Source organism: Duganella rivi, assembly GCF_009857435.1.
Lineage (GTDB): Bacteria > Pseudomonadota > Gammaproteobacteria > Burkholderiales > Burkholderiaceae_D > Rugamonas > Rugamonas rivi.
In genome coordinates this window covers 594,163-606,518 of sequence record NZ_WWCK01000006.1, presented here as the reverse complement: position 1 = coordinate 606,518, position 12,356 = coordinate 594,163, and the positions used below count along the sequence as shown (strand labels likewise).

Here is a 12,356-nt window from a genome sequence, read left to right as displayed (position 1 = left end):
AGCCAACATGAAACAACGCGCACTAGGTAAGCAAGGATTGATCGTCTCCGCCCAAGGCTTGGGCTGCATGGGCATGAGTTTCGCGTACGGCGAGGCTGACGAAGCCGAATCGATCGCCACGCTGCACCGGGCGCTTGATCTGGGCGTGAATTTCTTCGATACGGCCGAAGTCTACGGCCCGTACACCAACGAGGAATTGCTGGGCCGTGCATTCAAGGGCCGCCGCAGCGAGGCGATTATCGCCACCAAGTTCGGTTTCGATATCCGCGATGGCGCCAATGTCGGCGTTACCAGCGATCCGTCGCAAATCCGCGCCAAGGTAGAAGGCTCGCTGCGCCGCCTCGATACCGATTACATCGATCTGCTCTACCAGCACCGCATCGATCCGCAGGTGCCGATTGAAGAGGTGGTGGGCGTGATGGCCGACCTGGTGCGCGAAGGGAAAGTACGCTATCTCGGCTTGTCCGAGGCCGGCGTCGCCAACATCCGCCGAGCGCACGCTGTGCATCCGATCAGCGCCTTGCAAAGCGAGTACTCGCTGTGGGAACGCAACCTGGAAGACGACATCATTCCGGTGCTGCGTGAACTGGGCATAGGCCTGGTGCCATTCAGCCCGCTGGGACGCGGCTTCCTGGCCGGCACCGCCAAGCGCGCGGAAGAATATCCGCCGACCGACTTCCGCCACCTCGACCCGCGCATGCAAGGCGCGAACTTCGACGCCAATATGCAGGCCGCGCAAGCGGTGCGCGATCTGGCCGCAGCACGCGGCGTCGCTCCCGGCCAGATCGCGCTGGCGTGGGTGATGCAGCAGGGCGACGACATCGTACCGATTCCCGGCACGCGCCGCCGCAGCAATCTCGAACAAAATGCGGCAGCAGCCGATATTCAACTGAGCGCCGCCGACAAGGCCGCGCTGGAAGACGCATTAAAACAAGTGGCCGGCCCGCGCTACAGCGCCGAACGCATGGCCACCGTTGACCGATAAGGATTAGATTTGAAACGTCTCACCCTGGCAATTGCAATTAGCCTCAGCCTCTCCGCTCACGCCACAGACCTGCGCAGCGCCATCGATCAAGCCATTCAGCCGGTGATGGCGGAATACGATATTCCCGGCATTGCCGTCGCCGTCACGGTGAACGGCAAGGCCAGCTTTTACAATTACGGCATCGCCTCGAAAGAGAGCAACACGCCGGTCAGCGAAAACACGCTGTTTGAATTGGGCTCCGTCAGCAAGACCTTTACCGCCACGCTGGCGGCGGTCGCGGTAGCCGAGGGCAAGCTGTCGCTGGACGATCATCCGAGCCGCTACATGCCGCAATTGAAAGGCCGTGCTGTCGACAAGGCCACGGTGCTTCATTTCGGCACCTACACCGCAGGCGGCTTCCCGCAGCAGTTCCCGGATGCGGTGACCAACGACGAAGCCAGCATGCTGGCCTACTTCCGCAACTGGAAGCCGAAAGCCAAGCCGGGCAAGCTGCGCGAGTATTCCAACCCGAGTCTTGGCATGTTCGGCCATCTGACCGCGCTGGCGTTGAAAGAGGATTTTGCAGACGCCATGCAGCAGCGGGTGTTCTCGCCGCTAGGCTTGGCCAATACCTACATCCGCATACCGGAAAGCGCGATGCCGAACTACGCGTGGGGCTACGACAAGGACAAACCGGTGCGCATGCGGCCCGACCTGTTCTCGCAAGAGACCTACGGCGTGCGTTCCGCCAGCGCCGATATGATCCGCTACGTGCAGGCCAATATCGAACCGGGCAAGCTGGATGCGACGCTGCGGCCGGCGGTGGCCAGCACCCATATCGGCTACTTCCGCACCGGCGTGATGACGCAGGGTTTGGGCTGGGAGCAGTTTGCGTATCCGACCTCGCTGGAGAATCTGCTGAGCGGGAACTCCGTCGATATGCTCTCGAAAGCCAACTCCACCAAGCGCATTGCGCCGCAGCCGGAATCGGGCTTGTACGACAAGACCGGCTCAACCCGCGGCTTCGGCGCTTACGTGCTGTTTGTACCGGAGAAGAAAATCGGCATCGTCATTCTGGCGAATAAAAACTATCCGATCCCAGCACGCGTAAGAGCGGCGCATGCGATCCTGGCGCAGCTGGAGAATTAAAAGGGGTACAACGAACCGCAGATAGTTGGCGCTTGATGGTGTGCTGCTATTAGTACCCCAAACGAAGGGGTCTGACCCCGTACGGGGTCAGACCCCGAGCGCTGCGGTGTGCGGGTTGGGTTAGTGCCGCGCGCTTTTAAAGCGGCAAGCAACGTCAACCCCATCCATCAAAGCACGCGCGTGTAGTGCTGGCGAACGTGTTGGCGGTCGCCGCAATCGAAGTGCCACCACTCGGTGTTGATGCCGTGCCAGCCGTTTTGCAGCATGGCGTCACGCAACCAACGACGGTTTTCGATCTGCTGCGCGCTGAGGGAGCCGATGGCGAGCAGACCTTCTTCCAACGCCGGATGCGAGCGCTCGGTGAGGTCGTCGAAGCCGGTGCCCATATCAAGTTCCTGGCCTTGCGCGTCCAGCAGCGTGAGGTCGAGCGCCATGCCGAAGGAGTGGATCGAGCCGCGTACCGGATCAGCGATGTAAGTCAGCAGATCGGTACCTTGCAGCGCGGCCCAGAGTTGTTCTTGCACCCGTTGCGGACGCAAGGCATCCAGTACCAGCAGCTTGTATTCAGGTTTGCGGTCGGCCAGCCAGTTGACCGCTTGCTCCAGCGCGAAGGCCGCGTCCTTGTGCAGCCAGCAGCAATCGAGCGGCGAGTAGAGATCACGGCCGACGAAGTTGTCGGCCGTGGCGTAGCGCAGATCGACCGCGATGCCTGCGATGCTGTCCAGCCGGCGGAAATCAGGATGGCCGGGGATGGCTTCGCAAGGGACGGTCGGCGCGCTCATCGGCCTTCGGAAGACGCTGGCGGGACAACGGGCAGAGGGCTAGTCAACACATCCAGCATCGCCGCCGTTTCCGCATCCGGCGTGCCGTCGTATTGCGATGGCCGGTACTTGGTCTGGAACACCGACACCACGTTGCGCGTGGCCTGATCCAGCTCGCCGTTTTGCGGCACTGCATAACCCACTTCCGCCAGCTTGCGCTGGAACCACGCCACCTCCGGCAACTGCTGCACGTAGCCCGGCACGCGCGCCAGCACGCGGCTCGGTTCCGGCCACGTAATCAGTCCCGCATCGGCCAACTGCTTCCACGGGAACAGCGGCCCCGGATCCTGCTTGCGCTGCGGCGCGATATCGTTATGCCCGAGGATATTCCCCGGCGCGATGTTGTGGCGCTTGACGATATCCTTCAACAGCAAAATCAGCTGATCAATCTGCGCTTGCGAGAACGGCGCATACACGCGTCCCTGCGCCGTCTCCTTGAAGCCTGGATTCACAATCTCAATCCCGATGGACGCTGAATTGAGCTGGTTATAAATCTTCCAGCTACTCAGACCAGCATGATTGGATTGACGCGACTCGTCCACCAGCGCGTAGAAGAATGGCTGCTCCGTATCCGTCAGCAAATAGTGTGCGCTAACGTCGGTGGTGGTCAGCGTCTTGATCGAGCGTGGCGTGTCACTCACCGTGTAATGCAGGATCACGTACTTGATGCGGTCACTCTGCCCGCGCGCCGACAGCGAACGATCCAGGCGCGGCGCCTCCGGTGACGGCACCGTGGCGCAACCTGCCAGCACGGCAGCCATGGCGAGTAGGGGAACAATCTTCATAGTCGGTATCGGTAGCGATTCAAGGATGGGAGTGTAGAGCAATCCGCGCCGCGGCGTGGTGCGCCAGCGTATGGCGCGGCGTCAGCGACAACTCGACCGGCAGCGTCGCCCGCATGCTCTGCGCGATCAACGGATGCAGATGCGCAGCGCGTCCGCCCAGCGCAATCGGACGCTCACCGTAGCGGCCCACCAGCGCCAGCGCAATGCGCGCCAGCTCCGATCCGGCCCGTTCGAGGATGTTGCGCGCCACCGGATCGGCATCCGCACTGGCAGCGACGGCCAGCGCCAGCCTTCCGATCGCGCCGCGATCCTGCCCGTAAATGAATTGGCGCGACACCGACCAATCGCTGCCGCCGATGTGCGCAAACACCGCGCGCGCCATGGCCGATTGCTGCCACACGCCCGGTTGTTCATCCTCCAGGCGCCAGATGTGGCGCATGGCTTCGCGCGCGATCCAGAAACCGCCGCCGCCGTCATCGAGCGTGACGCCGCGCCCACCGGCGCGGTGGAACTGGCCGTCGGCATCGATCCACGCGGCGATGGAGCCGGTGCCCGCGTACACCAGATAACCTTCGCCCGGCGCAAAGCTGTCGAGATACGCAATCTCCACGTCGTTGCGGATGCCGACGGCAGCTGGGGCGAGGTTCAGCACCTCGGCCAGCATTTGCGCGGCCTGCGTGCTGACGCCATCGAAGCCGGTCAAGCCAGCGCACACGCGCACCGGCTGCGCCGCAGCCAGCACCTGCGTCGCCAGCATGGCGAAGATGCCGCGCACCGCGTCGCGGCCAGCGGTGCTGTTCATCTGCGTGGCCGACATGCCGCCCACGCTGCCCTCGGCCACGATAGCACCGGCTGCATCAGCCAGCGCCCAGCGGGTTTGCGTGCCTCCTGCATCGATGCCCAGACCGAGTTCACTCATCATCAGCTCCGTTGGTTGTAGACGTTGATACGTTCACTTTCATTGCCAAGGCGGTCGACCGCGCTGACCACTACGGCTTGCGCCGAGCCGCCTGCCGCATCGTCGGCCAGCAGCAGCACCGGGCGCGAAGCCGGAGCCACCGCGAAGCGCCATTCAGTGCCGTAGCGCGACCAGATCGCGTACCGCGCCACCGGCTTGCCGGCGCCGGCGGATAGCTTCAGCGCCACGCCATTGCTCTCGCGCCGCGCCGCTGCTTGCGGCGCCGCCGGCGCATCGGCGCCCAGCCACGGCGTGGCCGGTGTCAGCGCTGCCGATTGATAGGCTTGCGCTTTCAATTGATCGGCGATGCCCTTGCGGTTTTCCATCAGCGCCGCAATCGAGAAGTGCAAATGTCCGCGCACGCCGCTGCGGCTGCGCGTCACGCCGATCTGCTTGACGATTTCCTCCGGCGCGAACGCCTTGGCGCTGTTGTCGATGCGGCTGGTGTAAAGCCCAGGCCACACGTGGCGCGCGCGGGTATTCTGCGCCAGCCAGTAATCGAGCAGCACGTCGAACGCTTGCGGCGCTTGCGACACCGGCCAATACAGCTGCGGCGCAAGGTAATCGAGCCAGCCGTTGGCCAGCCACAGTTCCGCATCCGCATACAGCTTGTCGTACTGGCTAAAGCCGATGATGCCGGCCGGGCGCTTGTCCGGGCGGCCGATGCCGAATGGGCTGATGCCGAATCGTACCCAGCTTTTTTCCTTGCGGATGCCGAGGTACATCGCTTCGATCAGCGAATTCACGTTCTGGCGCCGCCAATGCGGGCGATCCAGCGTGCCGCCGGCCAGCAAGTAGCGCTGCCACGAAGCCTGATCCGGGAATTCCAGTTCCTGCTTGCCGCCGACGCCACCATCGAGCGCCACGCCTTCCGGCCCGGCCGCATTCGGCGTATCGATCGGATACGGGTAGAAGTAATCGTCAATGTGCACGCCGTCGATATCGTAGCGGCGCACCACGTCCAGCACCACGTCCAGCGTGTGCTGCGAGGCGGCGGCTTCGCCCGGATCCATCCACAGATAACGGCCATACGATTTGACCACGTCCGGCTGCTTGCGGCCGATGTGGTTCGCGGCCAGCGGCGACTTGGCGGTAGCATGGCGCGCGCGGTAGGGATTGAACCACGCATGCAGTTCCATGCCGCGCGCGTGCGCCTGCTCGATCCAGAATTGCAGCGGATCCCACGGCTGCGCCGGTGGGCGGCCCTGCTGGCCGGTGAGGAACTCCGACCACGGCTCCAGCTCGGACGGATAAATCGCATCAGCGCTAGGACGCACTTGCAGCACGATGGCGTTCAAATTCAGGGCCTTGGCGCGGTCCAGAATGGCGAGGGCTTCGGTTTGCTGCTTGGCCTGCGTGAGATTGCTGCGGCTCGGCCAATCGATGTTGGCGACGGTAGACACCCACGCGGCGCGGAATTCACGCGGCGCAGGCGGCGGCACGGTGGCGCTGACAGCAGCCTGCACCGGCGGCGTGGCCGAAGGCGAGGCGCCCGGCGCACCCGCAGGCGGAACCGGCCCACCCGGCGTGCTGCCGGGCTCCGGCATCGGCGCCATCGGCGTGCTGGAACATCCTTCAAGCAGCGCCGCCAGACCAGCCGCCACGCCGGCCGACAAAGTCAGCCGCTTCTTCGCATTAAAAACCAAGACCACTCTCCGAATCAGTTGAGACCGTATTGTAATGGCTATTCCCGGCCAAACCCGGCGGGAATGCGCACTAACAACGTCATGACAAACGCGGGCAGGGTGGAAATGCAGGCCCAGATGAAAAAGTGCTGATAGCCGAGCTGCTGCTGGATCCAGCCGCTCACCATGCCCGGCAACATCATGCCGAGGGCCATAAAGCCGGTGCAGATGGCGTAGTGGGCGGTTTTGTGCTCGCCATCGGCCACCAGCACCATGTACAGCATGAAGGCGGCAAAGCCGAAACCGTAGCCGAACTGCTCAATCGCTAGGCAGATGGAAATCAGTGTGAGGTCGCTCGGCAGTGCGGTGGCGAGGTAGACAAACACCAAGTCCGGCACGTGCATGATGAACACCATCGGCAACAGCGCGCGCTTGAGGCCGAAGCGCGACACGGTCACGCCGCCAGCCAAGCCGCCGATCACCAGCGCGCACACGCCGATGGTGCCGTAGACCAGTCCAAAGTCCGAGGTGGTGAGGCCGAGACCGCCCTTGTCGCGCGGATCGAGCAGGAAGGGTGCGGCCATCTTCAGCAGCTGCGCCTCGCCGAGGCGGTACAGCAGCAGGAAGCCCAGCGTCACGCCTATGCCCGGCTTCTGGAAAAAACTGCGGAAAGTGTGGACAAAATCCTGCCACAGCGCGCCGCCGGTGCTGTGGCTGTGGTCGGATGCCGGACGCGGCAGCACAAACTGGTGATATGCGCACAGCGCAAGATACAGCGCCGCCATCAAAGCAAACACCATCGACCAGGCATGCGCCGGGTCGCCGGTTGACTTGATCAACTCGCCGGCGAGATAGACCAAGCCGCCCTGGCCGCCGATCATCGCCAGCTTATAAAACGCACTGCGCACGCCGACAAAGGCGGCCTGCTGATGCTGCGTGGGCAGGCCGAGCATATAAAACCCGTCAGACGCAATATCGTGCGTGGCCGAGCTAAACGCCATCAGCCAGAAAATCACCAGCGTCCAGCGGAAGAAATCCGGCGCATGCAAAGTCAGCGCCACCGCCGCTAGGCCTGCGCCGCCGACCAGCTGCATCAACACCGTCCAGTGCCGCTTGGTGCCGAACATCTCCACGATAGGCGACCACAGCGGCTTAACCACCCAAGGCAAATACAGCCATGCCGTGTAAAACGCCAGATCGGCATTCGAGATCCCGAGATTCTTGTACATCACCGTGGACAGCATCATCACCGCCACGTACGGCACGCCCTGCCCAAACGACACACTAGGCACCCAAGCCCATGCACTACGCTGTTGCGCCATCTATTTCAACGCCTCGCGGACATTGCCCTTGGTTTGGTCGAGCAGGGCCAGCGCCTGCTCGGCGGTTTGTTTTTTGAGTAGCATGACGATGGCGACTTTGACCTGGTATTGGCATTGCTCCAGCGCGGCGCGGGCGGTGTCGGCATCCGCGCCGGTGGCGTGCATGGTGAGGCTGACGGTGCGCTCGGTGAGTTTGACGTTGGTCGGGTGCAGGTCGACCATCAAGTTGCCGTAGACTTTGTTGAGCCGCACCATCAGCGCGGTCGATAAGGTGTTGAGGACGATTTTCTGCGCCGTGCCCGCCTTCAGCCGCGTGCTGCCGGAAATCAGTTCCGGGCCGGTATCCAGCAAGATACCCGCGTCGCAGCCGGTCAGCAGGGGCGTGCCGGCGTTGTTGGCGATGCCCACGCTCAGCGATCCGACCGTGCGTGCCGCTTGCAGCGCGCCCAGCACGTAGGGCGTGGTGCCGGATGCGGCCATCAGCAAGATCACATCGTTGTAAGTGGGATAGAGCAGCCGCAAGTCGGCCGCGCCTTTTTGACGGTCATCTTCCGCGCCTTCGACCGCCTCGAACATCGCGCCGAGGCCGCCTGCCAATAGCGGCACCGCCCGCTCATGCGGCCATGAGAAAGTGGGGAATAGCTCCACGCTGTCCAGGATGCCCAGCCGCCCCGACGTGCCGGCGCCAACGTAAATCAAGCGCCCGCCTGCCGCCACGCGCGGCGCCATCGCCTCCACCGCCGCGCTGATGCTGGCCGAGGCCGCTTTCACGGCCTGCGCCGCCTGCGCCTGGTCGTCGATCAGAGCGTCGACCAGATCCTGCACCGGGTACAAGTCCAGTTCGGTGTGCTGCGTACTCGGCGTCTCGGTTTTCAGCATGGTGTCAGGTTGCGCGGCGCATCTCCGCCACGAAGTCGTAGTGATCGCTGTGGCAATACGAGTGCGTCAACTCCATCGCCTCGCCCGAGTCCAGATAGGCGATACGGGTGATGTACAGCACTGCCTGTCCCTCCGGCACGCCCAGCTGCTTGGCCAGCTCGGCCGACGCATTCATGGCGCGGATGTGCTGCAGGGCGCGTGCCGGCGCCTTGTTGATGCTTTCCAGGTATTGGTAGAGCGAGTTCCCGACCGCGTTCGGGTCGTTGAGCACGGTCTGCGGCAGTACCGACACTTCGTAGGCCATCACCACATCATCCGCAAGGCGCAGGCGTTCCAGCCGCGCCACCTTGGAATACGGCGACAAACCGAGACTCAGTTGTTCTTCCGGCGTTGGCGTCACCACCGCGCGCTTGAGCCAGCGCGAGCCGGGAATATGGCCGCGCTGCTGCAATTGTTCCGAAAAACTGGTGAGGTTGGACAAAGGCTGCTCGATGCGCGGCGCAATATAATTGCCCGATCCGCGACGGCGCACCACCAATCCCTGATCCACCAGCTGGTCGATAGCCTTGCGCGCGGTGACCCGCGACACGTTCAACAGCTCCGACAAAGTGCGTTCAGACGGCAGTGCCTGATCCACCTGGTAGCGGCCGTTGAGCACATCGTCGCTCAATTTGCGGGCAATTTGCATGTACAACGGCGAACTGTCGTTGGCATCCGCCTTGAATTCAAAACTGGTATCGCTCATTCATTTCTCCTCACGCCTCTAGTGTAATAGCGATGCGGAAGAACCAACAATTTTTCTACATCTAGCGTAACTCGCGGGACGGCAGAATGCGCATATTTGGCGGATAATGCGGGGTTTGCATCACCAGCCCCGGCTGTTCCGACCATGTCCAAGAAGTCCACCGCGCCCGCCGGCTGCCCTTGCGGCGGCCCCTCGCTAGCCACCTGCTGCGGCCCGTACATCGATGGTAGCGCCATCGCGCCGACCGCCGAGGCACTGATGCGCTCGCGCTATACCGCCTACGGCCAGCGCAACGAGCCCTACCTGCTGGCCACGTGGCACGCCAGCACCCGCCCGACCGAGCCCATCATGAGCGAAGAGGAAAAGGTGCAATGGCTGGGACTTGAGGTAAAATCTGCTTTACGTTTACGTCAACGTAAAGCAGAAGAGCCCGGCCTGACCAAGGATACGGTGGAGTTTGTGGCCCGGTTCAAGATCAATGGCCGGGCCCAGCGCCTGCACGAGATCAGCAACTTTGTACGCGAACCGGCAGAAGGAGGAGACCTGCGCTGGTTTTACGTTGACGGTAGTTTTCCAGAATAAATATGAGACTCCGGGGTCAGGTCCTCCATTTCTACACGGTCTCTACAGTAGGCGCGCCTACTGTAGAGACCGTGTAGAAATGGAGGACCTGACCCCGCTAGAAAAGGAAAAGCAATGCCGCAGATCGAAAGCAAACTTAACCCTCGCAGCGAGGATTTCAAGGCCAACGCGGCCGCCATGCAGGTCGTCGTCGACGATTTGCACGCCAAAGTCGCCAAGATCGCGCTGGGCGGCGGCGAGGCGGCTTCGGCCAAGCACGTCGCCCGCGGCAAGCTGCTGCCACGCGACCGCGTCCAGATGCTGCTCGATCCCGGCACGCCTTTCCTTGAACTGTCGCAGATGGCGGCCTACGGCATGTACGACGATGCCGCCCCAGCCGCCGGCATCATCACCGGCATCGGCCGCGTTGCCGGCCAGGAGTGCGTGATCGTCTGTAACGACGCCACCGTCAAGGGCGGCACTTACTACCCGATGACGGTCAAAAAGCACCTGCGCGCGCAGGAAATCGCTGACCAGAACAACCTGCCGTGCATCTACCTCGTGGACTCCGGCGGCGCCAACCTGCCGAACCAGGACGATGTGTTCCCGGACCGCGACCACTTCGGCCGCATTTTCTACAATCAGGCCAACCTTTCGGCCAAGGGCATTCCGCAGATCGCTGTGGTGATGGGTTCCTGCACCGCCGGCGGCGCTTACGTGCCGGCGATGAGCGACGAATCCATCATCGTCAAAGAGCAAGGCACTATCTTCCTCGGCGGCCCGCCGCTGGTGAAGGCGGCTACCGGCGAAGTCGTCACCGCAGAAGATTTGGGCGGTGGCGATGTGCATACGCGCCTGTCCGGCGTGGCCGATCACCTGGCGCAGAACGATTTGCACGCGCTGTCGCTGGCCCGCACCATCGTCTCGAATTTGAACCGCACCAAGCCGCAGCAGGGCGCGTTGCGCGAGGCCGTGGAGCCATCTTACGCCGCCAAGGAATTGTACGGCGTGATCCCGGTCGACACCCGCAAGCCTTTCGATGTACGCGAAGTGATCGCCCGCATCGTTGACGGCAGCGAGTTCGATGAATTCAAAGCGCGCTACGGCACCACGCTGGTGTGCGGCTTCGCCCACATCTTCGGCATGAAGGTCGGCATCATCGCCAACAACGGCATCTTGTTCTCCGAGTCCGCACTGAAAGGCGCGCACTTCATCGAGCTTTGCGCACAGCGCAAAATCCCGCTGGTGTTCCTGCAAAATATCACCGGCTTCATGGTCGGCCGCAAGTACGAGAATGAAGGTATCGCCCGCAATGGCGCCAAGATGGTGACCGCTGTCGCCACCGCCGCCGTACCCAAGTTCACCGTCATCATCGGCGGCAGCTTCGGCGCTGGTAACTACGGCATGTGCGGCCGCGCCTTCTCGCCGCGCTTCATGTGGATGTGGCCTAACGCGCGCATCTCGGTGATGGGCGGCGACCAGGCCGCATCCGTGCTGGCCACCGTCAAGCGCGACGGCATCGAAGCCAAAGGCGGCGCATGGTCCGCCGAAGAGGAAGCCGCATTCAAGCAGCCGATCAAAGAGCAATACGAACATCAAGGCCACCCGTACTACGCCACCGCGCGCCTGTGGGACGACGGCGTGATCGATCCGGCAGACACCCGCATGGTGCTGGGCCTCGGCCTGTCCGCCGCGCTGAATGCGGAAATTGAAGACACCAAGTTCGGCGTCTTCCGCATGTAAGGAGCGATGAAGATGACCTACACCACGCTCACCATCGAACGCGAAGGCCGCATCGCCACCGTCACGCTGAACCGCCCGGACGTGCGCAACGCCTTCAACGAAAAGGCCATCGCCGAAATTAAGCAAGCCTTCAGCGAATTAGGCGATGATGCCGCGCTGCGCGCCATCGTGCTGGCGGCGAACGGCCCGGCCTTCTGCGCCGGCGCCGATTTGAACTGGATGAAAAAAATGGCGGGCTACACGCACGCCGAAAACCATGCCGACGCCCTGCACCTGGCGGAGATGCTGCGTACGATTTACCTGTGCCCAAAGCCGGTAGTGGCCAAGGTGCAGGGCGATTGCTACGCGGGCGGCATGGGCCTCGTGGCCGCGTGCGACATCATCGTCGCGGTGGAAGAGGCCAATTTCTGCCTGAGTGAAGTGAAGCTGGGTCTCATCCCGGCCACCATTTCGCCGTACGTGATCAAGGCCATGGGCGAAAACGCCTCGCGCCGCTACTTCCTCACCGCCGAACGTTTCGGTGCACAGGAAGCGCTGCGCATCGGCTTTGTGCACGAAGTGGTTTCCGCTGGCACCTTGGATGCCAAGGTCGCGGAAATCGTCAAAGCGCTGGTCAACAACAGCCCGAACGCCGTGCAGCAAGCCAAAGTGCTGGTGCGCAAAGTGGCCGGGCAAGAAGTCAACGATGCGCTGCTGGCCGATACGGCCGAACGCATCGCGCATATCCGCGCCTCCGACCAGGGACGCGAAGGCGTGGCTTCCTTCCTCGAGAAGCGAAAGCCCGCCTGGTTAAGCTAGGAGCAG

General features: G+C 62.9%; 12 protein-coding genes. 5 read left to right on the top strand and 7 right to left on the bottom strand.

The features are described 5' to 3' along the window. Positions 1-7 precede the first annotated feature (7 nt). Both GTP45_RS22295 and ampC read left to right on the top strand, forming a co-directional pair. Positions 8-985, top strand: coding sequence for an aldo/keto reductase (locus tag GTP45_RS22295; RefSeq protein ID WP_161016031.1), 978 nt, complete (start codon positions 8-10; stop codon positions 983-985). A 9-nt stretch (positions 986-994) separates the two neighbouring features. After that, positions 995-2,113, top strand: a complete 1,119-nt coding sequence (gene ampC / locus GTP45_RS22290) for a class C beta-lactamase (protein WP_161016030.1) — start codon at positions 995-997, stop codon at positions 2,111-2,113. Between the two features lie 167 nt (positions 2,114-2,280). Here ampC and GTP45_RS22285 read toward each other — a convergent pair whose 3' ends face one another. From GTP45_RS22285 to GTP45_RS22255, 7 genes are read right to left on the bottom strand one after another with little or no spacing between them, the layout of a single operon-like run. Continuing rightward, positions 2,281-2,895 carry a M15 family metallopeptidase gene (locus GTP45_RS22285; protein ID WP_161016029.1) on the bottom strand — a complete coding sequence of 205 codons (615 nt, stop codon included), beginning with the start codon at positions 2,893-2,895 and terminating at the stop codon, positions 2,281-2,283. After that, on the bottom strand, positions 2,892-3,719 hold the full coding sequence (locus GTP45_RS22280) for an N-acetylmuramoyl-L-alanine amidase (protein WP_161016028.1): 828 nt from the start codon (positions 3,717-3,719) through the stop codon (positions 2,892-2,894). Before GTP45_RS22280 ends, GTP45_RS22285 begins: the two co-directional genes overlap by 4 nt. Before the next feature lie 19 nt (positions 3,720-3,738). Next, complete coding sequence (locus GTP45_RS22275; RefSeq protein WP_161016183.1) at positions 3,739-4,638, bottom strand: N-acetylglucosamine kinase; 900 nt, start codon at positions 4,636-4,638, stop codon at positions 3,739-3,741. Between the two features lie 2 nt (positions 4,639-4,640). Then, a complete protein-coding gene (locus tag GTP45_RS22270) occupies positions 4,641-6,329 on the bottom strand; it encodes a glycoside hydrolase family 10-like protein (RefSeq protein WP_161016027.1) in 1,689 nt (562 codons plus the stop codon). Between the two features lie 32 nt (positions 6,330-6,361). Beyond that, on the bottom strand, positions 6,362-7,624 hold the full coding sequence (locus tag GTP45_RS22265) for an MFS transporter (RefSeq protein WP_161016026.1): 1,263 nt from the start codon (positions 7,622-7,624) through the stop codon (positions 6,362-6,364). Continuing rightward, on the bottom strand, positions 7,625-8,503 hold the full coding sequence (gene murQ / locus GTP45_RS22260) for an N-acetylmuramic acid 6-phosphate etherase (RefSeq protein ID WP_161016025.1): 879 nt from the start codon (positions 8,501-8,503) through the stop codon (positions 7,625-7,627). Between the two features lie 4 nt (positions 8,504-8,507). Beyond that, the gene (locus GTP45_RS22255; RefSeq protein WP_161016024.1) at positions 8,508-9,248 is read right to left on the bottom strand and encodes a GntR family transcriptional regulator; all 741 of its coding nucleotides are present in this window, start codon (positions 9,246-9,248) and stop codon (positions 8,508-8,510) included. A gap of 144 nt (positions 9,249-9,392) precedes the next feature. Here GTP45_RS22255 and GTP45_RS22250 point away from each other — a divergent pair, with 144 nt between their 5' ends. The 3 genes from GTP45_RS22250 to GTP45_RS22240 all read left to right on the top strand — a co-directional run bounded on the left by GTP45_RS22250 (position 9,393) and on the right by GTP45_RS22240 (position 12,350). Then, positions 9,393-9,830, top strand: a complete 438-nt coding sequence (locus GTP45_RS22250; protein ID WP_161016023.1) for a YchJ family protein — start codon at positions 9,393-9,395, stop codon at positions 9,828-9,830. Between the two features lie 114 nt (positions 9,831-9,944). After that, positions 9,945-11,552, top strand: a complete 1,608-nt coding sequence (locus GTP45_RS22245) for a carboxyl transferase domain-containing protein (RefSeq protein WP_161016022.1) — start codon at positions 9,945-9,947, stop codon at positions 11,550-11,552. Positions 11,553-11,564: 12 nt separating this feature from the next. After that, positions 11,565-12,350: an enoyl-CoA hydratase/isomerase family protein gene (locus GTP45_RS22240; RefSeq protein WP_161016182.1), complete on the top strand. Its 786-nt coding sequence runs from the start codon at positions 11,565-11,567 to the stop codon at positions 12,348-12,350. The last annotated feature ends 6 nt before the right edge of the window (positions 12,351-12,356 follow it).

Coding starts and splice junctions, on each gene's coding strand:
- GTP45_RS22265 (WP_161016026.1), bottom strand. CDS start 7,624: ATGGCGCAACAGCGTAGTGCATGGGCTTGGGTGCCTAGTGTGTCGTTT.
- GTP45_RS22255 (WP_161016024.1), bottom strand. CDS start 9,248: ATGAGCGATACCAGTTTTGAATTCAAGGCGGATGCCAACGACAGTTCG.
- GTP45_RS22285 (WP_161016029.1), bottom strand. CDS start 2,895: ATGAGCGCGCCGACCGTCCCTTGCGAAGCCATCCCCGGCCATCCTGAT.
- GTP45_RS22295 (WP_161016031.1), top strand. CDS start 8: ATGAAACAACGCGCACTAGGTAAGCAAGGATTGATCGTCTCCGCCCAA.
- GTP45_RS22240 (WP_161016182.1), top strand. CDS start 11,565: ATGACCTACACCACGCTCACCATCGAACGCGAAGGCCGCATCGCCACC.
- GTP45_RS22250 (WP_161016023.1), top strand. CDS start 9,393: ATGTCCAAGAAGTCCACCGCGCCCGCCGGCTGCCCTTGCGGCGGCCCC.
- GTP45_RS22275 (WP_161016183.1), bottom strand. CDS start 4,638: ATGAGTGAACTCGGTCTGGGCATCGATGCAGGAGGCACGCAAACCCGC.
- GTP45_RS22245 (WP_161016022.1), top strand. CDS start 9,945: ATGCCGCAGATCGAAAGCAAACTTAACCCTCGCAGCGAGGATTTCAAG.
- murQ (WP_161016025.1), bottom strand. CDS start 8,503: ATGCTGAAAACCGAGACGCCGAGTACGCAGCACACCGAACTGGACTTG.
- GTP45_RS22280 (WP_161016028.1), bottom strand. CDS start 3,719: ATGAAGATTGTTCCCCTACTCGCCATGGCTGCCGTGCTGGCAGGTTGC.